Genomic DNA, 24870 nt, shown 5'->3' with positions numbered 1-24870 from the left:
CTATGATCAAAGACGTCGTTGTCACAGGGAGTAGCTGTCCAACTATGCCGTGTTTCCGGCCCGTGGGGAAGACATGGAACTGGTCAAGACCGATTTCCTGATACTTGACGAGCGGTTCGCCGGCGTGAACGGCGACGGCCTCATGCGGCGCCTGCACACCGGCTGCCGCTGGACCGAGGGCCCGGTGTACTTCCCCGCCGGCCGGTATCTGCTGTTCAGCGACATCCCGAACGACCGCATGCTCCGCTGGGACGAGACGACGGACCAGGTGGGCGTGTTCCGTCAGCCGTCCGGCTACGCCAACGGGCACACAAGAGACCGCGCGGGCCGGCTGGTGAGCTGCGAGCACGGCAACCGGCGGGTCACCCGCACCGAGCACGACGGCACGGTGACCGTCATCGCGGACCGCTACCAGGGCAAACGCCTGAACAGCCCGAACGACGTGGTCGAACACTCCGACGGCTCGATCTGGTTCACCGACCCGGCCTACGGCATCGACACCGACTACGAGGGCTACCAGGCCGAGAGCGAGATCGGCGCCTGCCACGTCTACCGCGCGGACCCCACGACCGGCGAGGTCAGAATCGTCGCCGACGACTTCGAACGCCCCAACGGCCTGGCCTTCTCCGCGGACGAGACAAGGTTGTACATCGCCGACACCAGACAGACCCCGAGCCACCTCAGGGTCTTCGAGGTGGCCGAGAACGGCACCCTGAGCGGCGGCGAGATCTTCGGCACCAGCGACGCGGGCGGCTTCGACGGCGTCCGAGTCGACACGGCAGGCCGGGTCTGGACCGCCGCCCACGACGGCCTGCACTGTTTCGCCCCCGACGGCACCCTGATCGGCAAGCTCCGGGTCCCGGAGACCTGCTCGAACCTCACGTTCGGCGGCCCCCGCCGCAACGAGCTGTTCGTGACGGCGTCAAGCTCCGTCTACACCCTCCGGGTCAACTTCAACGGCGTCCACTGACCGTTCGCTGAGCACGAAGACCCGGAACTCACGCCCGGCCGCGAGCCGCTTCTCCATCTCGTACCCGGGCCAGATACGCACGGCCAGCTCCCAGAGCTTCGCCAGCTCGTCCTCCCGCGCCCGCCGCGCGACCACGGGCACAACCCGCCCACGGACAAGAATCGTGGCCTCGGGATGCGCCATCAGGTTGAGCGTCCACATCGGATGCTTCGGCCGCCCCCACCCGGACCCGATCAGCACGTACTGGTCCCCGTAGGGCGTGTAAAGCAGGTCACTGGCCCGAGGCAGCCCAGTCTTCCGCCCGGTGGTAACCAACCGCAACGAAGGCATCCCCGCAACCCGAAGCAAACTGACCCGCCCCGAACTGACCCGATGCAACCTGTGGTCGATCCAAATGATCACCGGCGCAAGTTTCATCACCCTGGGGAAACGCCCCAACCACCGAGCCACCGGCGTCAAGAAATTCACGCCAAGACTCTAGATCCGACCGCCCCCACCCCCACCACCGCCCGACGGCACCCAAACCACCACCAAGCCAAACCTAAACCACCGCCTGGGGCACCCAAACCATCACCAAGCAGAGCCCAACCATCGCCTGGGGGCGCCTGAACCATCACCGAGCCGCGCCGCGCCGACACCGCGCACCGTGGGGGGCATGGGGGGCTCGGCCCCCCAACATCATGACGAACCCTCACCTGGAAGGTGCCCCGAAGGGCACCGAACAGGCTTCGCCGAGGGTGAGTGACGGGACTTGAACCCGCCACATCGGCGTGTCGGACCTGCATTTTGCCTGGTCGCCCTTTCTCGATCGCGCGTTTCAGTGCGTTTCGATCCAGCAGATTACGTCTCGGTACGCGGCCTGCATCCCCGCGGGGGATGCGTCGGGGGATGCCTCGGGGGATGCGCGCCAGGGCGCTCACAGAACTGCTCTGGAACGGTTCCGAAATGGCCCGCGGGAACGCGCCGGCGGAAGCGATGCAGAAACGTGGCGCGTTTCCGGCGGTGTCCCGGTCGCATCCCGGCGGCGGCTTCGCGGCAGGCTCGTGCGGTCTCAGGCGGGTCCACGGCAGGTACACCCGGGGGTATCGACTGGGTGAGCAGACCGTACCCGGTTGGGCGTTGTGGCGAGCGCAGGTGTCCTGTTGTTCCAGCTTGTGGGCGCTTGGCTCTACTCACGGTGTCGCGCACCGTCTTGTGATGTCACCTGCTCGGGTGAATATCTGGCGTGGCCTCTGGTCGTTAGCTCCGCGCGTCCGCCACTTGCGGTAGATCGACTGCACTTGCAAGTTCACCCGCATGTCACGCACTCGAAGCGTTAAAGTCGGCATCTGGGGACAGTCCATATTGAATCGCTGCATGGAAAGGACTGGGGGCGGGTCAATGTTAGTCCGACGGAAAAACTTATGGGGAATTGCGACTATGATTGTCGCGCTGCTTTGTGTTGCGAATCGAATTGCTGTTATTCGATTGCGAAAGCGCTTGAGTGAAGTCGAGAAAGACACCCGCGAGATGCGGCCGAAGGTCACGGCCGTGTATGACGTCGAGCGCATGCGCACGGCGTTCAGGTCTTCGGGTCCGCAGACCTCAGTCCCGGTCACGGCAGACGGGGAGTCGTGATGCTAGGGGGCCGAGGTGTCGGCCGCCTGCTGTCGCATCCCTTCCTTGTAACCAGCTTGGTAGCTCATGATCACGTCGCGCGCCAACTGCGGATACTCGGTCCGCCGCAGCACCGTCTGCCACCGCGCGAGCACTTCTACCAGGGACTTAGGCAGGTCGTTGACGTCTTCTCGGGGGAGATGCAGCACGTCTTCGGCCAGCTGGGCGTAGTCGGACTGTCTCAGTTCGCGCGCCCAGCTGGCGAGGAGTTCGACCAGGCTGGTCGGGGAGCCCGCGGCGTGTGCGGGGAGGGGGGTCGCTTCGCCGCCTTCGAGCACAGCGAGCGTGCTGCCGTGCTCCCAGTCCAGGGCGTCGTCGATGGCTCTGGCGACCTCGTCGGTGACGTTCGTGCCCTCGAAGTCCTTGCGGATGTTGCGGAACAGGGTTGTGGAATAACCCGACCGCTCGGCGACAGCCTCCCACGTGATACGCAACTCTTTCACACGGCGTTCCATGCGAACCGCAAGTCGCTCGCGGTTTCGACGGCTGTGCCTGATTTCCATGCGCCGGAGGATATCTGCGCGTGAGGTAATCCTTAACTCTGACAGCCCTTCTGTATCGATTCGGTTGTCCACCTTTTGTCCCGACTGGTGACACCTGGCGCAGACTTGTCCCAACTTGCGACAGCTTGCGATGACTTGCGATATAGTCGCAACGTGACCGCAAGCAGTACCACACCTGCACCCGCGCAGTTACGCACTGTCCCGTTCGTTGGTGCTCGCGTCCGCCAGTGGCGGCACGAGCTGGGCTTGACCGCTGAAGAGTTCGTCGAGCTGGTCAGGGAGCAGGGCAGGCAGTTGTCAGCCTCCGGTCTGACCGCGATCGAGCGCGAGGACAACGGGCCCTTGCCGGGTACCGCGCGGGCCATCGCCGCGGCGCTCGGTCGCAAGGTCCGCGACTTCCATCCCGACGTGACCCCGGAGGAGGTTCGGCCATGACGACAGCACCTGAGCGCTGCCTGACGATCGAGGAGCTGCGCGAGTTCCTGGGGTTCGAGAAGGACCGCGTGATCCGGGAGAACGTGCGGAACAGGTTATGGCCGCACCTGCGGATCGGGCGCAAGATCCGGTTCTCGCCGGACCACGTGTCGGCCATCTTGGCGATGCACGAGCAGGGGCCGGGGGAGTCGGGACCGGCCCGGTCGCCTCGGCGTCGCCGGCCGACGCCCCCTGGGGTCGATCTGTCGTCTCTCCCTATCACGCAGCGGTCCCGAGCAGCGCGAACAGTCCCGGGTTGATTCACACACTACAAATGATGTAGTGTTTGAAACAGCAAGAAGGGAGGCAGGCAGATGCAGTACAACCGAGTGGACAAAGAGACGCCGAGCGACGAGCACGGCCTCGACTGCCTGATCTGCGAGACCGGCCGCTGTGTCACCGACATCTACATCGTCAACCCGGACGGGTACGGCACTACCGAGCACACCTGCGACTACGAGGGCTGCATCCAGCACGTCATCGCCACCAAGCACCACGGCGACGCTGACGTGCTAGTCGAGTTCAGCACCGCGCCGCTGCCCGTCGCCGAGGTCGCCGAGCTGCCCACTGCGCACCCGCAGGTGGTGGCGGCGTGAACGTCTTCTTCTGGGTAGCGGTCGCCGTGGCCGCTGCGAGCGCGCTTGGGCCGCACCTGTGGGGGCTGGCTACCTACCAGCTCCCACGCCTGGTTCGCGCCGTCCACCGCCGTATCACCGGCGGTGGGCAGTGAGCACGCCGATCCTGGACCGCGAGAACCGGCCGAGCACTGCCCGGCCGGTTCCGTCCGAGCTGTTCCCCGGCGTGGTCATCGTGTGCCCCGCGGACGCGCCCGAGGACGTCTGGCTGCGCGAGCGGCTGAACGGCATCGGCGGCAGCGACGTCGCCGCCGCCGTGGGCATCTCGCGCTACTCCAGCCCGTACCGGGTGTGGGCCGAGAAGACCGGTCGCAGCGACCCCGAGCCTGACGAGGCATCCCGCGAGCGCATGCTCTGGGGCCACCTGCTGGAGCCCGTTATCCGCGCTGAGTTCGCGCGCCGCCACCCGGAGTTCATCGTCGTCCCCGGCGAAGGCACCTACGCCCGCGTCGGCGCGCTGTGGCAGCGCGTCAACGTCGACGGATTGGTGTTCGACCGCAAGACCGGCGCACTGCTCGGCGTGCTGGAGATCAAGACCGGCACGCACTGGCAGCTCGACGCCTGGGAGGGCGAGGAGATCCCCGTCTCCTACACCGCACAGGGGCAGTGGGCGAACTGGGTCCTCGGGGAGGAAGCGCAGCGCACGTTCTACGCCGCGCTGCTGGACACCTCGACGTACGTGGAGAAGGTCAATCCGCGTGACGACGAGCTGATTGCCGACCTCGTGGATCTCGCCAGCGACCTGTGGCGGCACGTCGAAGACGACACGTTGCCGCCGATCGACGGGAGCGCAGCCACCACCGAGACGCTGCGCCGGATCAAGGCCCTCGTCGGCGAGCGCGTCGACCTCGACCCGTCCTGGCGCAAGGGCGTCGCACGGCGCGACGAGCTGTCCGAAGAGATCAAGGCTCTCAAGAAGGAACGCGACGAGATCGACAACCAGCTACGCGAAGCCATGGGCACCGCGACCGAGGCGTACCTCGACGGCGAGCCCGTGTTCACCAACCGGCCGACCGCCGGTGGCCGGTCGACCGACTACGACGGCTTCCAGCTCGCCGCGCCTGACCTGTACGAGCAGTTCGTGACCGTGGGCGAGCCCGGCCGGACCCTGCGGCGCAAGACCACCAAGAAGAAGAACACCCGCACCACCACCACCACGCAAGCAGCAGGAGAGAACGCAGCATGAGCAACGCCACCGCACGCAACGAACTCGCCGCCGTCCGAGAGCAGCGCGAGCAGTCCAAGGCCCCGGCCCTGGTGCAGATGCTCGAAAACCCCAGGTGGGCACAGGCGTTCGCCGACGCGTCCCCGAAGGGCGCGGAGGCAACCCAGGTCATCCGCGACGTGATGACCGTCGCCCGCAAGACGCCGAAGTTGCTGGAGTGCAACGCGATGAGCGTCATCGGCGCGGCCATGACCTGCGCGCAGCTCGGGCTGCGGGTCGCGGTCATGGGCCACGCCTGGATCTTGCCGTTCAAGCAGCAGGCGCAGCTGGTCATTGGGTACCAGGGTTACCGCGAGCTGGCGTTCCGCTCGGGCATCGTCGAATCGATGATGGCCCGCCCGGTGCACGAACACGACTTCTTCGAGGTGCACTACGGCGTCGAAGACACGCTGCTGCACCGGCCGCCGAAGCGCGGGACGGAGCGCGGCGAGATCACCGACTACTACGCCATCGTGAAGTACACCAATGGCGGTCACGCGTTCTGGACGATGTCCAAGCAGGAAGTCGAGCGGCACCGCGACCGGTTCGCGTTGCAGAAGGACTTCAAGACCGGCGAGGTCAAGGGGCCGTGGAAGGACCACTTCGACCAGATGGCCGCGAAGACGTGCTTCCTCCAGCTCGCCCGCTGGATGCCCAAGTCCACCGAGATGGCGATGGCGATCGAGGCCGACAACAAGGTCCGCGTCGACACCAGCCCGGACGGCATCCACTCGGGCTACGTGCCCAACCCGGACGGCAGCGAGCCGATCGAAGCCGACGTGGTGGAGGAGTAGCCCATGGACATCACCCGTACGCACGTGTCCATCCTGCGCAAGGTCCAGGACGGACACGTCGGGTGGGAGCCCAACCCGAAGGCGCGGGGCTTCACCCGACGCATGTCCAGCGGCATCCAGCGCCGGTACCAGCCGACCGGCGAGCACCTGCACGAGCTGATCGCGCTGTGGCAGCTCAAGTTCGGCGGGTTCATCGCGCCAGCCAAAGCGGACGTCCCCGGCCCGGTCGTGTTGACCGGGCTCGGGGTGGCCGAGCTGCACGGCTCGGAACCCAGCGACGACAGGAGATCGGCATGACGACGGCTCGTGTGGACATGATCCCCGCCCAGGCGCTCGAACTCGCGGCCCACTCACCGCACGAACTGACCCGGTTCCTCGACAGCCTCGACGACTCCACGCTAGCGCTCGTCGGCGAGCTGGCGCACCGGGTAGACCTCGCGGTCGGCCGCGAGCAGCTGCACCGCGAGTTCGTCGCGCTGTGGGACCGGGTCGGGCTCAAGCACAAGCGCTCGCGGCTCTGGCCGGACGCTGAGCCCGCCCCCGTCGAGGAGCCCGCCGAGCGCACGCAGGTCCCGCCGGCCGATGCCGTCGCCGCTCAGGACCCGCCCCCCGACGAGCAGGCAGTCAGTTGATGGCGCGACGACTCAAGCTCTCCAAAGAGATCCGTCCCCTGATCAACGCCGCCGAGGCCGCAGGCTGGACCACAGCCCGCACACGCTCGAACCACCTGCGACTGCTCGCCCCGAACGGCGTAGACGCGGTCCTGGTGTCCCACACCGCAAGCGACTGGCGCGCCCGCAACAACCTGCGCGCAGACCTGAAACGACACGGAGTTGCCCTGTGAACATCGCCTACCCGGACGCCATCCCCGTCATCACCACGGCCGGGAAGCCTCTCGGGTACGTCTACCCGGCCGCCGCCGTGCACGAGCACTGGTGGGTAGTCGGCGCAGACGGCTACCGGTCCCCGTTCCCGCACCGCAGCCGCGCCGCTGCCGTGATGCAGCTCTGCCGGTTGTCCAACCACGACCCGATGGAGATCGTCGACCCGCAGCTAACCGCCGCCCTGGCGCACCTGGGCGGGCAGTTCGGGGCGCTCGCGGTCGCGCTCACCGCCGCGCGCCTGACCGACCCGGCCGCGGTCGTCGGGCAGTTGCTCGCCGAGCAGCCGGGCGACCTCGAGGAGAGCCCGCAGCCGGGTCCGACGCTGGAACGCGACGTCCTGCGACGGGTGATCACCGGCCTGCTGGGCCCGCACACCGCGCGGGAAGTCCTCACCGCCTACGACAGCGTGGCGGGCTGCGTCGTGCCAGTCGAGCTGGTCACCGCGGCCCCCGTGCGCGTCGAGATCACCCGTGGCGGTGACTCGTGACCGCTGTCGAAGAGGTCGACCTGCGATCGGTCGCCGGGCACAGGGCCGTGTACCAGCGGGAGACCTGCCACGAAGGACACCCCGAGGTGCTGGTGTGCGCGGTGTGCGACCAGCTGTGGCCGTGCCGGTTCGTGGCCCGGCTGCGCGACGTCGGCCCGGACGGGGAGGCGGGACGCCGTGGGTGAGGACGAGCCCGTGCCGCCGACGAACGTGCAGCTGGTCTACGACGGGGACCGCCGCCGCCCAGTCGACTGCGTGTACCGCGGCCGCGACCGCGAAGGGCTGGCCGTGTGGCAGATCGTCGGCCCTGAGAGCCAGTACGAAGGCGTACGCGCGTTCGTGATCGAGCGCATGCCGCCACACACGCGGATCTGCGCGGAGTGGGACGGCGACCAGCGGGCCGGGGGCAGCCATGACTGACACAGCGCCGGCCGCGGTGCTCGTGCGCCTGAGCGACCAGGAACGTGCCGTGATCGGCGAGCACGCCGACGCGCTGACGGTGCCGGTGTCCACAGTGCTCAAGCGCATGGCGCTCGCCGGTGTCCGCGCGACCCGCGCCGCAGGTGTGACTGCGCAGCAGCTCGTCAACGGCGCGGCTGCGGCGCTCGGCCGCGACTTCCCCACCTGGGGCGAAGGGTCGCGCCGCCGGACCGCGGAGTCGGTGATGCGGTGGCTTCTCGCCCGCTGCGCGGTCGTGCCGCTGCCCGCGCCGCTCACTGCCAAAGGCGTGTGGGCAGTGCAGCTCGCTGACGGGCAGGTGATGGAGGTCCGCGCCGGAGAAGACCACGGCCACGGCACGGTCACAGTCCACTTCGCAGACGGCTACCTGACCTTCCAGGCCGGCGAGTTCCGCGCGCTGGCTGCGGCCGGACTCGCTGCGGCGGGGCTGGCTGAGCAGCAACCCGAAGGCGGGAGGTCGTGACGTGGCGAGCTGCACGCGATCGAACATGTCCGGCGGCACGGGCTGGAAAGACCCGACCCCTGGCTGGTTCGACGACGTGGCCGTGTGGCTGGCGCTGCGCGGCCGACGTGACCAGATCGGCCGGCCGCTGCACCGCGCCGAGCGCCACGAAGTCGCCCGCCGCGTGATCGCAGCCGGGGGCGACGTCGAAGCAGTCGCGCAGGCGGCAGGCTGCCGCCACGGCGACGCCAAGAAGCTCGTCGAGGAGGTGATGACCACCGCACCCAAGCCACGCATGCACACCTTGCTCGACGTACTCGATTCACTACACCGCCGCACTTGACAGGAGAACACCCAGTGGCACAACAGACCCTCGTAGAGCTGGTCGACGACCTGGACCCCACCGGCGAGACCATCGCTGCTGAGACAGTCCGGTTCGGACTCGACGGCGCTGAGTTCGAGATCGACCTCTCCGAGGACAACGCCGGACGACTGCGCGACGTCTTCGACGAGTTCATCCCGCACGCACGTCGCACGGGCGGCCGCAAGCAGCGCAAGCTGCTCGGCGCACCGGCGGCGGCCGGGGGCAAGCCCAAGGCGTCGCCCGAAGCGGCGCAGATCCGGGAGTGGGCGAACGCCAACGGATACGGGCTGCCTGAGCGCGGACGCATCGCCGCTCACATCGTCGAGGCGTACCGGCAGGCGCAGGTCGCCGAGCCCGCGAAGGCCCCGCGCCGCCGCAAGCCCGCGGCGAAGGCCCGCAAGTAGTAGTTCCAGCAACACCAGTCCAGGAGAAGACGATGACCATTGCCCCGCCCAGCGCTGATGTCCGGACGTGGCCGCCCGAGCGGATCGAGTGCGGGATCGTCGCCGCGCTGCGCCGCCGCGAGTTCAGCACGGCAGGCAGTCTGCTCGCGCTGCTCAGCGACCGCGACCGCGAGCGCGCCCACGCCATCGAAGGCGCGGTGACGATCGGCACGACGTTCGCCCAGCGGGCCCGCGAGCTGGTCGACGTGCACACGTTCGGGATCGAGTTCGACGGCCCGATCCGGGATCCGCGCCGGGACTGCTCGCAACCGGGCGCGTTGTGCTCGCTGTGGGCGCTCACGCAGGTTGCTGCGGTGTGGGTGTCGACGGCCGGAGACGTCGCGCAGGCGGCGTCGTGGCTGTCCAACCGCGGGGTGCCGGTCGCACGCGACGACACCCCGCGGGTTGGTCTCGTCTCCTCCTGGACTGACCGGTCACGCGTGCTCGTGACCGATCGCCAGCTGCCCGCGCTGCGCGTGCTCACCCGCCGCGCGGTCGCGTTCGACTGCTGGGAGCAGTCGCTCCAGGACCTCGAGTTCGCCGCGCTCGGTCTCGGGACGCGGTAGGGAAGGAGGTCGGCAGTGGACGTTCCTGACCTCGACCGGTACCAGCCGGAACAGGTGGTCGAGCAGCTGACTGGCGAGCAGCGCGCCATGCTCGCCGCCGCAGCGCCAGCGTCTGAGCGGGGGCGACGGCTGCGGTTGGGCATGCACGGGCGCAGCGAGCGCGACGCGCAGGCGCTGGTGCGGCTCGGGCTGGTCGACCCGCTCGGCGAGTACCGCGACGGCCCGTACGCGCTGACCCGGCAGGGCGTCGCAGTGCGGCGGGCGCTCGTCGCGATGACAGGGGAGGCGCGCCGGTGACAGTGCGGGTAGTGACCGGCCCGCGGCGTCGTCCCCGGCGGCCGGCCGCGAAATCCGGCAAGACGCTCCTGGTCCGCGGCGTCGGCAAGCTCGCGGATGTCGGCGACTACAACGCGCTGGTGTCGGCGACGATGACCGAAGACGTCTGGCAGGCGCAGGTGATCAAGGAAGCCATGGAGCAGGGCTGGATGGTCGTGCACTACCGGAAGGCGTTGCGCCAGTCAGGCGGCTACTCGACGCCCGTGCAGGGCCACAAGGGCGCGCCGGACCTGCTGATGGCCCGCGCTGGTGTGGTGCTGCACGTCGAGTTGAAGACCGACACCGGCAGGTTGTCGAAGGAACAGAAGCGGTGGCGGGACGAGATCGGGCCTGCGCAGTGGCGGCTGTGGCGTCCTCGTGACCGCGACGCTGTGTGGGCTGAACTCGCTGCGAGCCCGCCGCCGCCAGGCCGTCGCGCTGCTGCGGCGTAACTGCTTCGTGGGGCGTGACACCCGCCTGTCCAAGGGGGGTGTCACGCCCCGCTGTCGTCTGTCCGAGTGAGACTGCACGCTGTTACCCGACTGGTATCGCAACCCGTCGCAAGTCGAGACTAGGTTGGGGCACGTGAATCGCAAGCCGAACTGGACACGTGTTGTAGTGTGTGTGACGAGTGATCAACGAGCCGCCCAGGTCAGCGCGTTATGTACCCGCAGCTGGGGCCGGGGACACGCGGAGCGGTGATCACTATCGCGACACCCAGACCTGTCGCAACCTGATCGCAAGGTGACGTCATGACGGAGAGTCGCTGAAGTCGCAAAAAGGCCCCGCGCGGGGTGTGCACCCGCCGGGGCCCAGACACAGAACCGAATACCGCAAGGAGTTGGTCTGCGTGACCGCCATTCTGCCACACCGAGGCAGCCAGCCATACCCCGCCGTGAACCTGTTCGCGGCAGTGAACGCCCTGGTTAAGGGGGTCTGAGGATGCCTCGCACGCACGGCAAGACCAAGTGCGCCACCTGGTCAGATGACGACTTCCTCGCCCTCTCGCCCGCCGAGAAAGTGCTCTACATGGCGCTGTACTCGCACAAGGGCACGTCCTACGCCGGGGTGCACGACTACCGGCCGACGCGGCTGGCGAAGCTGATCGCGCCGAACGCCACGCCCGTCGACGCTCGACGCGTCGCCCAGCGACTCGCCGACAAGCGGTACCTCGTGATCGACGAGGAGACCGAAGAGGTGTTCGTGCGCTCGTTCGTGCGCCACGACGAGCTGTACAAGGCCCCGAAGATCATGGTCGCGTCAGTGTCGGCGTTCGACGAGATCCACTCACCGGTGATCCGCCGGGCCTACCTGATCGAGCTGCGCCGCCTGCGCGAGGAGTTCCCCGAGGCGAACGGCTGGAACGACTCGCGCGTCACTGGCCTACTGCGTCGCCCGCTGCCCCCGACCGGCGGGCAGGACACCGACGAGCTGGCCAGCTTCGACGCCCTCGACGGGCTCGACGCCACCCCCGCCCGCCAGCAAGCCGCCGTGGTCCCTGAGCAGGGCAGGAAGGGTACGGGAAACCCTTCCGGAAAGGGTTTCCCCAAGGGTTCCGCAGACCCTTCCGGTGACTCTTTTTTTGACCCTTCGGGCAAGGGTTTCCCTACTACAACTTCAACAACAACAACAACTACGAGAGCTAAAGCTCTCGACGCGCCTGGCGGCGCGGCGGCGGCGAGCGATGACCCGACGTCGACCCCGACCCCGATCGACGGCGGGTTGTTCCCTGCCCCAGCCGACAGCGGCGAGAAGCCCGACCCGGAAAGCGCGCAGACCGTGCTGGCCTGGTGGCTCGACCGCTGCAAGGTCCGCCCGCCGAAGCCGACCATCGGGCACGTCGCCAAGGAAGTGAAGTCCCTCCTCGACGAAGGCATCCCGGCCGAGCACGTCTACCGCGGGCTGGCCCGCTGGATGGAGAAGGGCCTCGGGCACCCGTCGCAGATCCCGAACGAGGTCAACGCCGCGATGAACGGCAGCGAGCAGTCCCGCTTCCCGCTGCGCGCCGTGTCCGGCGGCTACTCGACCGGCCCGACGCTCTACCGCAACCCGTCTCGCGACGCCTACGCCGACAACACCCTGTGAGCACACACCCCATGACCACCACAAACGTCCCGGCCCCGTTCCCCGAGCCGGACCCGATGAGACTCGCCGTCGTCCGTGAAGCCGCCCTGCGCCGCTGGGCGACTAAGACCCCCGCCCGGTGGCGCAACGCCCCCGTCACCGACACCCACCCGGCCATCGAAGCCTGGGTGCGCCACCTGTTCGAGAGCGCGTGCCGCAGCTCGTCCGGCAAGATCGAGACCGGCCCGTCGCTAGTGCTCAACGGCTGGACCGGTACCGGGAAGACCCACGCCGCGTGGTGGGCCATCGGCCGACTCGCCCGCGCTGGTGTGCTCGCCACCTGGGAGTTCGTGACCGCCGCGAAGATGTACGAGGAGCTGCGCCCCCAACCAGGTCGCGACACCCGCGCCCGGTTCGAACAGCTCGCGAACACGCCGCTGCTCGTGCTCGACGACGTGGGCGCGGGCTACAAGCAGTCCGAGTGGACCGTGTCGGTCGACTACCAGCTGGTGAGCGAGCGCTACGACCACATGCGCCCGACCATCATCACCACCAACCTGCCGACCAAACGCCCACCGCGCCGCGACGACGAGCCGCTGGACGAGTACGAACGCAAGTACAAGCGCGTGCTGACCGACGTCCTCGAGGACCGGGTGCTGTCCCGGCTCGCAGAGATGTCGGGCGGCCCGGCAGTGTGGTTCGACGGCCCGGACCGCAGGCGGGGCGAGTCGCGATGACCGCCGCTGTCGAAGACGTCGAGCCGGTGAGCGACGTCGAGCTGGACGCCGAACGCGCGGTGCTCGGCGCGATGATGACCCCGCTGTACGTGACCAGCCGCGACGGCGAGCCCGAAGCGCTCTCCTCGCCGGTGATCGCCGAGGTCCGGCGCACGCTCTCGGCCGAGCACTTCTACCAGCCCCGCCACCAGGCCGTCATGCGCGCCATCTGCGACCTCGCCGACTCCGGCCGCAAGGGCATCGAGCCCGTGCAGGTCGCCGAGGAGCTGCGTCGGCGCGGCGAGCTGACCCGCATGGGCAGCCCGACCTACCTGCACGACCTGCTCGCAGCCTCACGCCAGGTGGCCGCGACCGGCCAGGCTTCCCACCTGGCTGAGATCGTCCGTGCTGGCGCGAACCGGCGCGCCACGCTCGTCTACTCCCAGCGGGTCGCGCAGGCCGCACAGGCGCTGCCCGAGCCCGAGCGGCTGCCCGAGATCATCGCCGGGCTGCACACCAAGTTCCTCGCCGACGTCGCCACCACGAGCGAGGAAGAGTTCCACTCGATCGGCAACAGCGAAGACCTGATCCAAGGCGTCCTCGACTCGTGGGGCCACCCGCAAGAGTCCGCGATGACGACCGGGATCCGCGACGTCGACCGGGCCCTGAACGTCGACCTCGGCGCGCTCGTCGTCGCGGCCGGCCGACCCGGCTCCGGGAAGTCGGTGTTCGGCGCGCAGGTGGCCGGGCACTACGCGATGGAGCGCGGCGAGCCGGTCGTGTTCTTCTCTGCGGAGATGACCCGCGCCGAGCTGGTGCAGCGCGACCTTGCCCGCCAGGCCGGGGTGCGGCTCGACTCCGCGTCCGGCAAAACCCACCTGATCGACTCCGAGAAGATCAAGCTCGCCAAGGCGGCCCAGGACTACAAGCTGCTCGGGACGCTGCTGTGGTACGACGACACCCCGCACCTGTCCCTGCCCTACATCCGGGCCAGGGTCGCAGACGTCGCCTCGATCGCGGGCCCGCCCCGGCTGATCGTGATCGACTACCTCCAGCTGATGCAGCTGCCCAAGGCCGACCGCAAGGATCTCGCGCTGGGTGAGGTGACGCGCCAGCTCAAGATCATGGCGCAGGAGCTGAACTGCATCGTCCTGTTGCTGTGCCAGCTCAACCGCGGCCCCGAGTCGCGGCCGGGCGGGCTGCCGATGCTGTCGGACCTGCGCGAGTCGGGCGCGATCGAGCAGGACGCCGACGTGGTCATGCTGATTCACGACGTCGCGAAGTACACCGACGAGCGGCCCGGCGAAATCGACCTGATCCTGGCCAAGCAGCGCAAGGGCTCCAACCCCACCATCACGCTCGCGGACTACCGCGCGTTCGCCGCGTTCCGGGACCTGTCCAGGCAGTCCGCGCCGTCCACGCACGGGGTCACGAACCTGGACGACCCGAACGCAGGCTGGTGGCAGAACTAGCCCGCCTGAACTCCGGTCCCGGCACGACCGCCCTCGTGCCGGGACCGGCCCCGCACCCAAGGAGGCACCCGCGATGACGACCCGATCCACCCGTCGTGTCGAGAAGACCGTGCGCGACGGCCTCACGCTCGACGACCTCGCCGAGTTCGTCTCCCGCGCCTACGCCGAGGGCGCAGCCGGCCGCGAGAACGTCGCCGGGCTCGTCCGGTTCAACGGCAACGTCAAGCAGGTGCGCGTCACGATCACCGACGACGGGGACGACGACACCGCAACCAACGCGGAAACCGAGACTGCTGCCGGCCGCACCAGCGGGTAGCGCTCGCACGTAGCGCAACCCCCGCAACACACCGCAACTCGCTTTGCAGTGTGTGAAACAGACCTGTACTCTGTGGATCGCGAACGCAACTCTGTCGCAAGTTGATAGCGCAACTCTCGACAGGCGTTCGACACCCGCCACCACCACAGCGGGCGCGACCTCACCGGCGAAGCCGCACCCCCCGCAACCACAGGAGCAGGAATCTGTCCATGGCACGCATCCGTCCCAAGCTCGCGACGCCGCTACCCGTCGGGGTGCTCGTCGGCGTCGGCGTGGTCGCGCTCTGCGCCGCGGCGCTCTCGTTCGACAGCCTCGACGCCCTCGGCCAGCGCATCGGCTGGACCAGCGTCCTGGTCGAAGACCTGCCCGTCATCGGCGAGTTCAAGTTGTCCATGCTGCTGCCGCTCACCATCGACGCCCAGGCCGCCGTCGCCACCTACGCCTGGCTGCACCCCGCGATCAGCAAGCGCGGCCAGGACCACGCGCAGATCATCGCCATCGGGTCACTCGTCGTCTCGATCATCGGCAACGCCGCAGAGCACGTCATGGCCGCCTACGACGTCCGGATCTCCTGGTGGGGCATCGCGCTCGTCGGCGCGATCCCGGCCGTGTCGCTGTTCGCCACCGTGCACCTGTGCTCGCTGCTCGTCACCGACTTCCAGGTAGCGCGGGCCGCCGCCGTCAAGCAGCACGCCGCCGAAACCAGCGTCGTCGAGCAGGCACTCGCCCGCCCCGAGCCGCGCAAGCCCCGCCGCGAGCGCGCTACCGGTAGCGCAGAAGGTCGCGCAACCGGTAGCGCAGCACCCGAGCCCTTCGACCAGCCCCGCGACGTCGAGCCCGCTACCGACACCCCGGCAGACGACACCGCAACCGGCGAGCCCGCGCACGACACCGACACCGACACCGACACCGACACCGACACCGACACCGGTAGCGGTAGCGACACGAGCGCCACCGGCAGCGGCGAGAACGCGACCACGGCAGTCGAGAACGCCATCGCCCACGCCGTCGCCACCGGCACGCCGTGGCGCGACCTCAACGCCGCCGACATCGCCCGCGCCGTCCGCGGGCAGGGCATCAAGTGCTCCGACCCGCTCGCCCGCCGCATCGTCGCCGCCCGCCGGGTCGACGAGATGCGCCGCTACGTCGCCGCAGCGCTCGCCCAGGGCCGCCAGCTCGGCAGCCTCCACCCCCAGGAACTCGTCGACCACGCAGGCGGCAAGTCGCTCGACGCGGCGTCCGGCGTGCTCGACGAGCTGCGCGCCGCAGCCGCCCGCGCAGCCACCCACAACTGACCAGAGAGGAGGAGACACCCCCGTGCTCGCACAGGCCAAAGCCGCCGTCATGTGGCTGTTCATGGCAGGCGTCGTCATCGGCCTGCTGTCCTGGTTCGTCGCCAACCCGACGCAGGTCGCAGACGCCGTCGTCTGGGTCATCGACCTCGGCCGCGACGTCGTGATGGCCATGATCACCACTGTCCGCTCGATCGCCAACAGCTTCTAGTTGATCAAGCAAGACCCAACATTCACACCCGCACCACCACCACGCACCGGAAGGACTTCCACACCCGTGAGCACCACCACCCCGCAGGACCTGCGCCAGATCGCCGACCGCGCCGTCGCGTTCGGCCGCCAGGTCACCACCTACCTGGTCGACCTCGAACTGCCCGTTGACCCCGCCGACCAGCGCGACGACCAGTACACCGCCGAGTACCGCGAGCAGGTCCTCGCCGCGATCAAGAGCGCCCGCGAAGCAGCCGATGGCATCTTCGGGACCGCCATGCGGCTGCTCGGCGACACCGCCGGGAGTGACCCGCGGCCGTGACAACCACAGCCACCGCGCCGCCCGACACGCCCACCAAGGGCAAGCCGGACGCCAAGACACCCGACACCGGCGCGCCCACCACGGCGCGTCGGCGGGTGCCGCGCGAAGTGTGGCTGCTGGCAGCTCCGGTCGCGGTCGGGCTCGTCACGCTCGCCAGCATGACGCTCGGCCCGACCGGAGCAGTCATCGCCGTGGTGGCCCTCGTCGTGCTCGCAGCGCTCGTGTGGTGGCTACGCCGCCGCCACGCTGCCCGTAACGGCGACACCAACGGCAAGGCCACCGACACCGGCAAGCTCCCCCCGAAGCTCGCACGAGCACTCGCCCGCATCCCCAAGAAGCTCATGCCCAAGGGCCTCGCCGCCCGGCTCGCACCCCGCGGGCGCGGACTGCCCGGCCTGTCCGTGTTCAGCTCGAGGACGCCCCGCGGAGCACGCGGCGGGATGCCCCGCACCGTGCTCGGCCGGTCCCGCGCCGCCCGCGCAGCCAAGGCAGCCGGGCTCAGCAAGGCCCCGTCGACCGTGCTCGGCCGCTCACGGGCGCAGCGCTCCGGCGCAGGCACCCAGACCGGCAGCACCCGGCGCGGGCTGTTCGGCCGCAAGCCCGACAGCAAGGCAGGGGCGTCGCTGCTCGGCCGCTCGACCAAGGGCAGTGCACCCGGCGGCCGGCCGTCCCCGTCGGGTCCAGCGGGCAGCGCGTCTCGACCCGGCAGCAGGCCCGGCAGCGGCGGCGGCCGGTCGGGCAGCCGGTTCGGGAAGCTGTTCGGCGCCGGCAGCTCGGGCGGCGGCCGGTCCGGTGGGCGCGGCTCGTCGAGCAGCGGCGGCTCGGGTCGCAGGTTCAGCTGGTTCCCCCGCCGGGACAAGTCCAAAGGCGACAAGCACGACCCGTGGACGACCCCCGAAGCCGCGAAGTACATCGCCGAGTTCTTGCCCGGCGGCAAGCCCAAACCCCCGCCAGAGCCCGACCCGGACGACACCCAGCCGGTTCCCCGCAAGTACATCGACCCCCCGACCCTGCCCGAGATCACCCCTGTCTCACCCCGCAAACCCTTACCTGACACACCCCGAGGAGGAGAGATGACGGCCGACTACAAGGCGGCGGTCACCGATGTCACGTCCGCCACCGAAGCGCGGCAGATCATGAAGACCAAGCTCCCCGAGCACCTGTCGCAGGAGAGCGAGTACCTGCGCAAGAAGCTGGGCGGGATCTTGGACGGCGTGAACCTGAGCCCGGAGTACGCCGACGCGGTGCACACCTGGCTCAACCAGCGCGAGCTGAACAACATCGCGATCACGGACGTCACCGACACCTTCGACCGCACCCACGCCGATCGGATCGAGCGCCTGGAGAGCGGACTCCCGCAGGAGAAGGCGTGGGACTTCTCGGCTAACGAGGGATGACCTGACGATGAGAGGAGGCAGACCGGTGGCCACCACCACCGACCGCGACGACACCCCGCTGGCCGGTCTCGACGACGACAGGCCCTGGCTCAACCCTGCGTGGTTCCACCCGGTGCTGGCCGCGCTGTGGCTGCTCGCCATGTCACTCGTCACCGCGGCCACCGGTCTATCGCCGTGGTGGTGGCTGCTGGTCGGGCCTGCGCTGACGTTGCTGGCCCGCACCGTGGTGTCGATGTGGGTCGGAGCGAACACTCACGGCGAGGCCCACTACGACCACGCCCGCGCGTTCGCGCTCGGCGCGGGCCTGACTGCTACCGCGTGGCTGGTCTACGCCGGGCTGACCGACAAGGCCGGCCGCGCGCTGGGCCTGCTGGCGTTGTGGACAGTGCTCACCGGGTCGGTATACGCGGTGCTGCGCTACCAGGCACCGCGCAAGGCCGAGGAGATCCGGCAGGAAGAGCGTGAGCGCGTCGAGGCAGTGCAGCGGCACGAACAGTACGTCGAGCTGAAAGAGCTGTGGGAAGGCTGGTTCGAGAAGATGGACCTCGGCGGGGTCGAGGTCGAGGACGTCGCCGACACCCGCGCCGGGTACACGCTGCATCTCGCCTCCGGGTCGGACGGCTCGGAGAAGGTGCCGCAGTTCTCGCAGCTCAACTCCGCCCTGGAGGGGCTGGCGCTTCGAGCCTCGCGCTACTACAAGAAGCGGGGCATCACGATCGCGCCGGACCAGGTGCGCGCCGAGGAGACCGACACCGCGCACGAGTGGCTGCTCCACGTCGACACCCGCCAGCCGCTCAAGGCGTCTGTGCCTTACCCCGGTGACATGGGCGCGGGCTCGATCCTGAACCCGGTGCAGATCGGCGTCTACCAGGACGCCAGCCCGCTGCGGGTGAACCTGTTCGGGGTGCACTCGCTGATGGTGGGCGCGACCGGCTCAGGCAAGTCCGTGTGCCTGAACTGCGTCATCGCCGGAGTCACCCGCTGCCCCGACCTGGAGCTGTGGATCGGCACAACGTCGAAGCTGATGCCGATCATCTGGCCGTGGCTGGCCCCGTGGCTCAGCGGCGAGACCGCCAAGCCGGTGATCGAGCGCGTCGCCGGGGAGAACCTGGACGAAGTCCTGCTGATGCTCGCCGACCTCTACAAGGTCGCGAAGCTGCGCAACCGCCGCCTCGGCCCGCTCGGGTCAAAGCACAAGCCGACCCGGCTGGACCCCGCGATCCTGTGCATCCTCGACGAGGCAACCGACGTCGCGGAGAACAAGACGCAGAAGGTCCGCACGTTCGACGGCCGCGAGTGGACGACCAGCGCGCTGTTCAAGGCGATTTGCCAGATGGCGCGCTCTGCCGGGATCGGCATGTTCTTCCTGACCCAGTACGGCCTGATCGACGCCCTCGGCGACGACGGCCCGAAGGTCATGCGCAACATCACCTGCCGCATCGCCGGGCGCACCGAACGCGCCTACGACGGGCAGGCCACGCTGTCGGGGATCAAGCACGTCGACACCACGCAGCTGCGGGACTACAAGCTGCTGGTGCAGCCCAACAACGAAGTCCCGCGCGTGATCCCCGGCAAGACCTACGACCTGGACAGCGACCGGCCCGAGGAGATCCGCCCGATTGCCATCGCGCACACCCGCTACCGCGGCGAAGGCCTGCCGCAGTGGCTCCAGGACGAGCTGGGCGGCAGCTACACCGAGCGGTGGTTGCCGTTCCGGCAGCCGACGCTGGTCGAGGCGTGCGAGTTCGCAGGCATCCCGTACCCGGTCCCGGAGCTGCGCGACGGCGACGACCCGACCGGCGACGCCGCGGCCGGGGATGCGGCGCCGGGGCAAAGGAGCCCGCAGGCCGACGAAACCGGCCCGGCCGGGGGCACGTCCCCGACCGGTGAGCCCTTGCCCGCAGAGGCTGGCACAGGGACACTGCCCCTCGTGACCACCACCATGAGCCCGCGCGACACGCTCGCCGCGTTCCAGGCCGCCACCGAGCAGTTGCAGGCGGCCAACGCAGAGCAGCGCGACTACCCGCTGGGCAAGGCGTTCACGCTGATCTGGGAGGCGTTCCGCGCGAAGGACGCACCTGAGTTCGGGCCGCTGGACAAGCTCGTGATGGCAGCGAAGCTCGTCGCTCCGGGCGCGAGCGGCGAGGAGTTCGACGCGGCGATGGCCAAGGCGCGCAGGCACCTCGATCACTATGGTGTCGAGCCTGCCAGCGGTGACGGGGTGCCCGTGGCGGACTTCCCGGTGTACCGGCGCGTAGACGTCCTGTCGGCATGGGACCGGGCGAAGGTGCGCTTCCTCGCTGAACTCGCCGAGCACCAGCGCAAGCAGGACCCTGTGCTAGCCGCGCTCGACGGGCTCGACGACCCGCAGTGGATCGGCGTCGGCGAGCTGGGGAAGCGGGCCGGGCAGGTTCTCGAGGGCGACGTGCGCGAGCAGGCCCGGCGGTTCTCCGCGGAGCTGCGCGAGCGCTACCGGCTCGACGACAACGCATTCAAGCGCACGAGCGCGGGTACGGCAGTCAACATCGGCGCCATCCGGGCCGCGGCGAGCGCGGCCGCCAGCGCCTGACGCAGAACACTATGCGAGCGGGGAGTCCTCGCAGGATAGGTCTCCCCGCTCGCTGTCGTGAGGAAGACCCCAGCGTGACGATCTTCGTCATATGACTTGCGCTCGCCATCGATCCCTATCTCGATTTTTGGCACGGATGCGCTCTATTCGTCGTATCTTTCGGCAGAATCGTCTGGCGTTCTTCAATCGAACCCGAAGACTTTGCGAAGCTGTAGACGGAAGAGCTTTCCCAATAAAGCTTGAATACAGCCATATCTCACTATAGAACTCTGCCAATTGCATTTTCTGGTGAATAGTGCGCTTAGTGCGACGATCCTGGAGAGAGGAGGGTATGCCTTCGCGCAAGCAATGTACGAGCACGCCGGCAGCCCAGAACAGGCGCTTGCGAGGCGGAACTGTGGGCAGTTCGGCCATGAACTCCTGGCGACGCTTGTGACCCTTCGGGTAGAGCAGCACGCCGAGGCGCAGGAACACGCCAGGTGCGAGGACGTGCAGCAGTAGCGCAGTAGGGACTGTTGCGATGAGCCCAACCCACCATGGGTTCATGTGTCAGTCTCCCTGGCGTTCACGCGAACGAATGTAAGGCCTTCAAAGACAACGCCGAGGGACCTGCGATGACGCAGGTTGCGTGGGGAAACGATCCAGGCCCTACCCTCTTTATCGGTAAATGACCATGAGATGTTTCTAATGACCTCACCTTCTCGTATCATGTATCGCACGCGTCGCACCTGCTGCACTGCGTCTTTGTGCATGTCCTGATACTCATTGGTGGTTATGCCCAATTCACGGAGAATCTCCTGTTCATGGAAACGCTCCTGGTCCACGTGGTCCGCACGTGCAACTCGTCGCCGGCCACGGGACCGTTCCGGGATTCCCTCGAACATGCACCGCACGAGCGCGCTGGCAACCCAGAACGGCCGCTTCACGTACGGCACCGCGTACAACTCGGCGGTGAACTCCTGACGACGAGCATGCCCCTTCGGGTAGATCAGCACCCCGAGGTGCAGCAGCACCCCAGGAGCGAACACGAACGTGAGTGCGAGGAGTCCCACCGAGGCAGGGATCGTGTACCACGGGGAGATCGGCGCGCTCACGAGGTCGTTCACTGGGCTAGCCCAGGGTTGAGGTTGAGGCCAGCAAACCTCCGGTCCTGTCTGGCGTGGGCAAGTATCGCGCCCAAGCGGGCCAAGCCGTCCGGAGTGATCGTGTAGTAGCGGCGGGGTGGGCGCTTCTCGGCTGGGTCCACGTCCTCCCAGCCGTCAGCGAGGTAGCCGCGCTCGTAGAACCGGCCGAGGACCTGGTAAAGGGCGTTCGAGCTGACGCCGGCGCGCTGGGCCACGTCGTAGCCCCACTGCCGCTCATCTGCCTTGTCAAGCAGGGCCTGAGCTACGAGCACGACGGCTCGGGTGATCCGTAAAGGCTTTTCCTCCTGCATGCTCATGAGGTTACATGACATAGGTCATGCATGCCATCAAGTGGTAATTTTGCAGCTGAGTGAGGTCCTGTGCTGCCCAGATTGTGGCCTCTCGTGTCCGGGCTACTCGGCTACTCGGCTGCTCGCGCCCACGCCGGCGACGTGCGCAGCGTGTCCGCCCTGACGATCGGTTGCTCGTTCCACTTCCCGTCCGGCCACTGGTAGACGACGGTGTCGTCAGCGCGCGCACCAGGTGTCGTAGCTGTCGGGGGCGTCAACGCGCACGTAGCGCTCGGCGCCATCCAGGCCGGGCGGGGCGCTCTCGGCTTCGGGGGTGGCGGCCACCGATCCACCCTACGGTCCGACTCGCGATCCGGTAGTTCGGTACGGCGTTGTCTACTGATGACTGCCGGTTGCCTTCGGTAGTCCACAGTGTTGTCTATCAACGCCAGGACGCGAGAGAGGCCCCGCACCCCATCCCGGTGGGCCGCTCTCGCGCCGCCGTCAGGGGCCGCCGCGCCGGTCTTTCTCCTTGTGGCCTCGGCGGATGCCCCAAATCTTCAGCTTGCGCTACACGATCGGGTGTAGAGGTCCCGTCACTCATCCAGTCCCGTGGAGTAGGTGGAACGCGGTGTGACCTGGGCGGATGTGCACAACAAGCACTCCAAGATCATGGGACCACAGCCGCAAGCGCTGACTAGAGTGCCTCAGAATGCAAACGTACGTCCGACCAGAAAGCGGCGGCCTCCCTGCTCCAACAGGAAGGCCGCCTGACACCCAACACACACCCAGTCGCAGGGTTGAGGAGAGCGTCCACATGAAGATAGTCCGTCGTTGGCAGCAGACACGAACGCGCAGAGCGCAAAGTGACCGTTCGGGTGCATCCGTCGCCTCGACCGCGCAGCCAGAGGCGTCGCCCGATCGGGTGGTCGCCGTTGTCCAGGCCGTGACCGAGATGGCCAAGAGTTGGGGCGCAACGCTCCGACTGGTGACCATCCTCCTCGTCGCTGGCACCGTGGTGTTGGTGCTCGCCCAGGCGGTCCCGTGGGATGTACTGGCGGGCCGCTAGCCCCTCCACGACGGGTCGCCTGACGTGAGGTCCCGCACCCATCTCGGTGCGGGACCTCCGTCACGTGTCCGACGTGCGCAGCGTCAGCGCCCGAAGCCGTCGCGCAGATCGCGTTCGATCGTCTCAGCGATGCTCGTGCCGTCGCCCGGTGCGGAGCCGAAGAAAAAGCGGCTAAGGCTGGCCGTTCGAGTCGTCTGCTCGCGCCCATATCTGGTCAGGGCGCGGAGTTAGGTCTACTCCCCTGACCTACCCCAGCAGTCAGGCCCCGTACCGGGATGGTGCGAGGCACGTGTCATGTCTGGTTCAGCGGTCGTCACGACGCAGCCACCGTCTCAACTTCTGAACCGTATTCTCTTCCCTCCGCTGCATGTCCATGAAATCTTTAGTCACTATGATGGCTAATACTGATCCTCCTTGCTCCAGTGCAAGCGACAAGCTCTGTCGCGCTTCCTTCTCAACCTTCAGCGCCCGGCGTTGCCGTAGCCGTGCTGACGGGCCCTCGAACAGGCAGTGCGGCAGCATCCCCGCTACCCACTTCGGTCGTTCGCGCCAGGGTATGGTGGCTAGCTCGGCGATGAACTCGGCGCGCCGTGGATGGTCCTTCGGATAGAACAGAAGTCCAACGCGCAGAACGAACGTAGGTAGGAACCCGAGCAGCATGGGCGGGCAGGTCACGATACACACGAATCCCACGACCCAATGAGTTCGCACGAACTCGATCATCCCCGCGATGTTCACTGGGCGATCCCCGGCCTGAGGTAAAGCCGCGCGAAGCGGCGATCTTGGCTGGCTTGCGCGAGTAGCGCGCCCAGTCGGGCGAGCCCGAGTGGCGTGACCTGGTAGTAGCGGCGCGGCGGGCGTTTCTCTTCTGCGGGGACCTCTTCCCACCCGTCGCTCAACCAGTCCCGCTCATGGAGTCGGGTGAGGACGCCGTACAGCGCGTTGGGTTTGACGTTGGTGCGTTTGGCCAGTTCGTAGCCCCAGTGCCGCTCTTCGTGCTTCTCCACGAGAGCGGCGGCCACCTCGACGAGGGCGTTGGTGAGCCGCAGCGGCTTGTGTTCCACGCCCCAACCATACATGACCTATACCAGTTATGGTCACGGTGCGTGTGACGCCGGGAAACAACGAGGCCCCGCACCAAGTCGCGGCGCAGGGCCTCGCTCACGTCGTAGGCCGCGACCTACTTGTACTTCGTGACGATCTTCTTGCGTGGCCCGAACTTGTGCCACATGACTATAGGCAGCCACACCAGTAGACCCCAGACACCTGCGGTGATGATGGTCATCACCAGGTGGAACGTGTGGCTGGTGTTCTTCCGGACCTTGGTCACAGACTTGCGTGCGGACAGTGGTGGTACGTCGGTCAACGCGGGCTCCTTTCCGTCCGATCCATCGCGGACGGTCACAGCGGCGTTTCACCTGTGCTCACCCAACAGGGGTGATTCCTGACCGCGCCGGGGTTGGCCGCCAGTTACGAGGCGCGCTTCCACACGGACGAGCTGCGCAGCTTCTCTGCGGTGACGATCAGGTTCTCGATCCACTGGCCGCCCGGCTGGTGGTAGACCACGCTGTCGTCACGCCGCAGGTATCAGGTGTTCCAGATATCCGGGGCGTCTGCGCGCACGTAGACATCGGCGTCGTCCAGGCCGGTCGGGATGGGTGTGGTGGTCACCACCTCAACCTGCGTCTGCGGCGGAACGGCTTGAAACGTCACCTGGCCACTTTCAGTGGCATCATGATGTCGTGGCACGGCGGACTGGGTATGCGGGAGCGGCGATTGTCGTGCTGTCCGCAAGTGCCATGACAGCGGTTGCTGGCGGATTTTCGCAGGATC

Annotated in this window: 35 protein-coding genes; 27 read left to right on the top strand and 8 right to left on the bottom strand. The window is 68.1% G+C overall.

Annotation, left to right across the window (positions count from 1 at the left end; all coding sequences use genetic code 11):
- Nucleotides 1–73 precede the first annotated feature (73 nt).
- Nucleotides 74–970: an SMP-30/gluconolactonase/LRE family protein gene (locus VET29_RS38025; RefSeq protein WP_324930155.1), complete on the top strand. Its 897-nt coding sequence runs from the start codon at nucleotides 74–76 to the stop codon at nucleotides 968–970.
- Here the strand turns inward: VET29_RS38025 and VET29_RS38020 are convergent.
- On the bottom strand, nucleotides 923–1387 hold the full coding sequence (locus VET29_RS38020) for a nitroreductase/quinone reductase family protein (RefSeq protein WP_324930217.1): 465 nt from the start codon (nucleotides 1385–1387) through the stop codon (nucleotides 923–925). The two genes, VET29_RS38025 and VET29_RS38020, sit on opposite strands and share 48 nt — an antisense overlap.
- 1202 nt (nucleotides 1388–2589) lie before the next feature.
- The gene (locus VET29_RS38015; protein ID WP_324930152.1) at nucleotides 2590–3129 is read right to left on the bottom strand and encodes a hypothetical protein; all 540 of its coding nucleotides are present in this window, start codon (nucleotides 3127–3129) and stop codon (nucleotides 2590–2592) included.
- A 246-nt stretch (nucleotides 3130–3375) separates the two neighbouring features.
- Here VET29_RS38015 and VET29_RS38010 point away from each other — a divergent pair, with 246 nt between their 5' ends.
- The 26 genes from VET29_RS38010 (at nucleotide 3376) to VET29_RS37885 (ending at nucleotide 20554) form a co-directional block, all read left to right on the top strand.
- The gene (locus tag VET29_RS38010) at nucleotides 3376–3564 is read left to right on the top strand and encodes a hypothetical protein (protein ID WP_324930149.1); all 189 of its coding nucleotides are present in this window, start codon (nucleotides 3376–3378) and stop codon (nucleotides 3562–3564) included.
- Nucleotides 3561–3863: a hypothetical protein gene (locus VET29_RS38005; RefSeq protein WP_324930146.1), complete on the top strand. Its 303-nt coding sequence runs from the start codon at nucleotides 3561–3563 to the stop codon at nucleotides 3861–3863. The genes VET29_RS38010 and VET29_RS38005 overlap by 4 nt, the downstream gene beginning before the upstream one ends.
- Before the next feature lie 54 nt (nucleotides 3864–3917).
- Nucleotides 3918–4199: a hypothetical protein gene (locus VET29_RS38000; protein WP_324930143.1), complete on the top strand. Its 282-nt coding sequence runs from the start codon at nucleotides 3918–3920 to the stop codon at nucleotides 4197–4199.
- Nucleotides 4200–4329: 130 nt separating this feature from the next.
- Entirely contained in the window at nucleotides 4330–5424 is a 1095-nt protein-coding gene (locus VET29_RS37995; protein WP_324930140.1) for a YqaJ viral recombinase family protein, read from the top strand.
- Nucleotides 5421–6236 (top strand): recombinase RecT, encoded by an 816-nt coding sequence (locus tag VET29_RS37990; protein WP_324930137.1) that lies wholly within the window; start codon nucleotides 5421–5423, stop codon nucleotides 6234–6236. Before VET29_RS37995 ends, VET29_RS37990 begins: the two co-directional genes overlap by 4 nt.
- A 3-nt stretch (nucleotides 6237–6239) precedes the next feature.
- Nucleotides 6240–6533, top strand: a complete 294-nt coding sequence (locus tag VET29_RS37985) for a hypothetical protein (protein ID WP_324930134.1) — start codon at nucleotides 6240–6242, stop codon at nucleotides 6531–6533.
- A complete protein-coding gene (locus tag VET29_RS37980; RefSeq protein WP_324930131.1) occupies nucleotides 6530–6868 on the top strand; it encodes a hypothetical protein in 339 nt (112 codons plus the stop codon). The genes VET29_RS37985 and VET29_RS37980 overlap by 4 nt, the downstream gene beginning before the upstream one ends.
- Nucleotides 6868–7080: a hypothetical protein gene (locus VET29_RS37975; protein ID WP_324930128.1), complete on the top strand. Its 213-nt coding sequence runs from the start codon at nucleotides 6868–6870 to the stop codon at nucleotides 7078–7080. Before VET29_RS37980 ends, VET29_RS37975 begins: the two co-directional genes overlap by 1 nt.
- Nucleotides 7077–7607 (top strand): hypothetical protein, encoded by a 531-nt coding sequence (locus tag VET29_RS37970; RefSeq protein ID WP_324930126.1) that lies wholly within the window; start codon nucleotides 7077–7079, stop codon nucleotides 7605–7607. Before VET29_RS37975 ends, VET29_RS37970 begins: the two co-directional genes overlap by 4 nt.
- A complete protein-coding gene (locus tag VET29_RS37965) occupies nucleotides 7604–7792 on the top strand; it encodes a hypothetical protein (protein WP_324930123.1) in 189 nt (62 codons plus the stop codon). Before VET29_RS37970 ends, VET29_RS37965 begins: the two co-directional genes overlap by 4 nt.
- Nucleotides 7785–8027 carry a hypothetical protein gene (locus tag VET29_RS37960; RefSeq protein ID WP_324930120.1) on the top strand — a complete coding sequence of 81 codons (243 nt, stop codon included), beginning with the start codon at nucleotides 7785–7787 and terminating at the stop codon, nucleotides 8025–8027. The genes VET29_RS37965 and VET29_RS37960 overlap by 8 nt, the downstream gene beginning before the upstream one ends.
- Nucleotides 8020–8529: a hypothetical protein gene (locus VET29_RS37955; protein WP_324930117.1), complete on the top strand. Its 510-nt coding sequence runs from the start codon at nucleotides 8020–8022 to the stop codon at nucleotides 8527–8529. The genes VET29_RS37960 and VET29_RS37955 overlap by 8 nt, the downstream gene beginning before the upstream one ends.
- Nucleotide 8530: 1 nt before the next feature.
- The gene (locus tag VET29_RS37950) at nucleotides 8531–8851 is read left to right on the top strand and encodes a hypothetical protein (protein ID WP_324930114.1); all 321 of its coding nucleotides are present in this window, start codon (nucleotides 8531–8533) and stop codon (nucleotides 8849–8851) included.
- A gap of 14 nt (nucleotides 8852–8865) precedes the next feature.
- Complete coding sequence (locus VET29_RS37945) at nucleotides 8866–9276, top strand: Lsr2 family protein (RefSeq protein WP_324930112.1); 411 nt, start codon at nucleotides 8866–8868, stop codon at nucleotides 9274–9276.
- A gap of 32 nt (nucleotides 9277–9308) precedes the next feature.
- Nucleotides 9309–9881, top strand: a complete 573-nt coding sequence (locus VET29_RS37940; protein ID WP_324930109.1) for a hypothetical protein — start codon at nucleotides 9309–9311, stop codon at nucleotides 9879–9881.
- A 15-nt stretch (nucleotides 9882–9896) separates the two neighbouring features.
- Nucleotides 9897–10178: a hypothetical protein gene (locus VET29_RS37935; RefSeq protein ID WP_324930107.1), complete on the top strand. Its 282-nt coding sequence runs from the start codon at nucleotides 9897–9899 to the stop codon at nucleotides 10176–10178.
- An 11-nt stretch (nucleotides 10179–10189) separates the two neighbouring features.
- Nucleotides 10190–10648, top strand: a complete 459-nt coding sequence (locus VET29_RS37930; RefSeq protein WP_324930104.1) for a hypothetical protein — start codon at nucleotides 10190–10192, stop codon at nucleotides 10646–10648.
- Between the two features lie 490 nt (nucleotides 10649–11138).
- Complete coding sequence (locus VET29_RS37925; RefSeq protein WP_324930101.1) at nucleotides 11139–12281, top strand: hypothetical protein; 1143 nt, start codon at nucleotides 11139–11141, stop codon at nucleotides 12279–12281.
- An 11-nt stretch (nucleotides 12282–12292) separates the two neighbouring features.
- Complete coding sequence (locus VET29_RS37920) at nucleotides 12293–12997, top strand: ATP-binding protein (protein WP_324930098.1); 705 nt, start codon at nucleotides 12293–12295, stop codon at nucleotides 12995–12997.
- On the top strand, nucleotides 12994–14448 hold the full coding sequence (locus VET29_RS37915; RefSeq protein WP_324930095.1) for a replicative DNA helicase: 1455 nt from the start codon (nucleotides 12994–12996) through the stop codon (nucleotides 14446–14448). The genes VET29_RS37920 and VET29_RS37915 overlap by 4 nt, the downstream gene beginning before the upstream one ends.
- 73 nt (nucleotides 14449–14521) lie before the next feature.
- Nucleotides 14522–14764: a hypothetical protein gene (locus VET29_RS37910; protein WP_324930092.1), complete on the top strand. Its 243-nt coding sequence runs from the start codon at nucleotides 14522–14524 to the stop codon at nucleotides 14762–14764.
- A gap of 209 nt (nucleotides 14765–14973) precedes the next feature.
- Nucleotides 14974–16059, top strand: coding sequence for a hypothetical protein (locus tag VET29_RS37905; RefSeq protein ID WP_324930089.1), 1086 nt, complete (start codon nucleotides 14974–14976; stop codon nucleotides 16057–16059).
- Nucleotides 16060–16081: 22 nt separating this feature from the next.
- The gene (locus VET29_RS37900) at nucleotides 16082–16267 is read left to right on the top strand and encodes a hypothetical protein (protein WP_324930086.1); all 186 of its coding nucleotides are present in this window, start codon (nucleotides 16082–16084) and stop codon (nucleotides 16265–16267) included.
- 66 nt (nucleotides 16268–16333) lie between these two features.
- Nucleotides 16334–16588, top strand: a complete 255-nt coding sequence (locus VET29_RS37895; RefSeq protein WP_324930083.1) for a hypothetical protein — start codon at nucleotides 16334–16336, stop codon at nucleotides 16586–16588.
- Nucleotides 16585–17985 (top strand): hypothetical protein, encoded by a 1401-nt coding sequence (locus tag VET29_RS37890; protein ID WP_324930080.1) that lies wholly within the window; start codon nucleotides 16585–16587, stop codon nucleotides 17983–17985. Before VET29_RS37895 ends, VET29_RS37890 begins: the two co-directional genes overlap by 4 nt.
- A gap of 25 nt (nucleotides 17986–18010) precedes the next feature.
- Entirely contained in the window at nucleotides 18011–20554 is a 2544-nt protein-coding gene (locus VET29_RS37885) for a hypothetical protein (RefSeq protein ID WP_324930077.1), read from the top strand.
- A gap of 542 nt (nucleotides 20555–21096) precedes the next feature.
- On the opposite strand, the gene VET29_RS37880 is transcribed toward VET29_RS37885, so the two are convergent.
- The 6 genes from VET29_RS37880 to VET29_RS37855 all read right to left on the bottom strand — a co-directional run bounded on the left by VET29_RS37880 (nucleotide 21097) and on the right by VET29_RS37855 (nucleotide 24750).
- Complete coding sequence (locus tag VET29_RS37880; RefSeq protein ID WP_324930074.1) at nucleotides 21097–21660, bottom strand: hypothetical protein; 564 nt, start codon at nucleotides 21658–21660, stop codon at nucleotides 21097–21099.
- Nucleotides 21657–21989, bottom strand: coding sequence for a PadR family transcriptional regulator (locus VET29_RS37875; protein WP_324930071.1), 333 nt, complete (start codon nucleotides 21987–21989; stop codon nucleotides 21657–21659). Before VET29_RS37875 ends, VET29_RS37880 begins: the two co-directional genes overlap by 4 nt.
- Nucleotides 21990–23340: 1351 nt before the next feature.
- A complete protein-coding gene (locus tag VET29_RS37870; RefSeq protein ID WP_324930068.1) occupies nucleotides 23341–23760 on the bottom strand; it encodes a hypothetical protein in 420 nt (139 codons plus the stop codon).
- Nucleotides 23761–23771: 11 nt separating this feature from the next.
- Complete coding sequence (locus tag VET29_RS37865) at nucleotides 23772–24101, bottom strand: PadR family transcriptional regulator (RefSeq protein WP_324930066.1); 330 nt, start codon at nucleotides 24099–24101, stop codon at nucleotides 23772–23774.
- Between the two features lie 116 nt (nucleotides 24102–24217).
- Nucleotides 24218–24403 carry a hypothetical protein gene (locus VET29_RS37860; RefSeq protein WP_324930063.1) on the bottom strand — a complete coding sequence of 62 codons (186 nt, stop codon included), beginning with the start codon at nucleotides 24401–24403 and terminating at the stop codon, nucleotides 24218–24220.
- A gap of 221 nt (nucleotides 24404–24624) precedes the next feature.
- Nucleotides 24625–24750: a hypothetical protein gene (locus VET29_RS37855; RefSeq protein ID WP_324930060.1), complete on the bottom strand. Its 126-nt coding sequence runs from the start codon at nucleotides 24748–24750 to the stop codon at nucleotides 24625–24627.
- Between the last annotated feature and the right edge of the window lie 120 nt (nucleotides 24751–24870).

The organism is Actinophytocola sp. (genome assembly GCF_035634895.1).
Classification (GTDB): domain Bacteria; phylum Actinomycetota; class Actinomycetes; order Mycobacteriales; family Pseudonocardiaceae; genus Actinophytocola.
The sequence above is the reverse complement of the archived record's forward strand: the minus strand, read 5'-3'. Positions and strand labels throughout refer to the sequence as shown.

What these genes read in the sequence shown, in the direction of transcription:
- VET29_RS38025 (WP_324930155.1), top strand. Translation starts at nt 74, where the DNA reads ATGGAACTGGTCAAGACCGATTTCCTGATACTTGACGAGCGGTTCGCC.
- VET29_RS38020 (WP_324930217.1), bottom strand. Translation starts at nt 1,387, where the DNA reads ATGAAACTTGCGCCGGTGATCATTTGGATCGACCACAGGTTGCATCGG.
- VET29_RS38015 (WP_324930152.1), bottom strand. Translation starts at nt 3,129, where the DNA reads ATGGAAATCAGGCACAGCCGTCGAAACCGCGAGCGACTTGCGGTTCGC.
- VET29_RS38005 (WP_324930146.1), top strand. Translation starts at nt 3,561, where the DNA reads ATGACGACAGCACCTGAGCGCTGCCTGACGATCGAGGAGCTGCGCGAG.
- VET29_RS38000 (WP_324930143.1), top strand. Translation starts at nt 3,918, where the DNA reads ATGCAGTACAACCGAGTGGACAAAGAGACGCCGAGCGACGAGCACGGC.
- VET29_RS37990 (WP_324930137.1), top strand. Translation starts at nt 5,421, where the DNA reads ATGAGCAACGCCACCGCACGCAACGAACTCGCCGCCGTCCGAGAGCAG.
- VET29_RS37985 (WP_324930134.1), top strand. Translation starts at nt 6,240, where the DNA reads ATGGACATCACCCGTACGCACGTGTCCATCCTGCGCAAGGTCCAGGAC.
- VET29_RS37980 (WP_324930131.1), top strand. Translation starts at nt 6,530, where the DNA reads ATGACGACGGCTCGTGTGGACATGATCCCCGCCCAGGCGCTCGAACTC.
- VET29_RS37975 (WP_324930128.1), top strand. Translation starts at nt 6,868, where the DNA reads ATGGCGCGACGACTCAAGCTCTCCAAAGAGATCCGTCCCCTGATCAAC.
- VET29_RS37955 (WP_324930117.1), top strand. Translation starts at nt 8,020, where the DNA reads ATGACTGACACAGCGCCGGCCGCGGTGCTCGTGCGCCTGAGCGACCAG.
- VET29_RS37940 (WP_324930109.1), top strand. Translation starts at nt 9,309, where the DNA reads ATGACCATTGCCCCGCCCAGCGCTGATGTCCGGACGTGGCCGCCCGAG.
- VET29_RS37925 (WP_324930101.1), top strand. Translation starts at nt 11,139, where the DNA reads ATGCCTCGCACGCACGGCAAGACCAAGTGCGCCACCTGGTCAGATGAC.
- VET29_RS37920 (WP_324930098.1), top strand. Translation starts at nt 12,293, where the DNA reads ATGACCACCACAAACGTCCCGGCCCCGTTCCCCGAGCCGGACCCGATG.
- VET29_RS37915 (WP_324930095.1), top strand. Translation starts at nt 12,994, where the DNA reads ATGACCGCCGCTGTCGAAGACGTCGAGCCGGTGAGCGACGTCGAGCTG.
- VET29_RS37910 (WP_324930092.1), top strand. Translation starts at nt 14,522, where the DNA reads ATGACGACCCGATCCACCCGTCGTGTCGAGAAGACCGTGCGCGACGGC.
- VET29_RS37905 (WP_324930089.1), top strand. Translation starts at nt 14,974, where the DNA reads ATGGCACGCATCCGTCCCAAGCTCGCGACGCCGCTACCCGTCGGGGTG.
- VET29_RS37875 (WP_324930071.1), bottom strand. Translation starts at nt 21,989, where the DNA reads ATGCAGGAGGAAAAGCCTTTACGGATCACCCGAGCCGTCGTGCTCGTA.
- VET29_RS37870 (WP_324930068.1), bottom strand. Translation starts at nt 23,760, where the DNA reads ATGATCGAGTTCGTGCGAACTCATTGGGTCGTGGGATTCGTGTGTATC.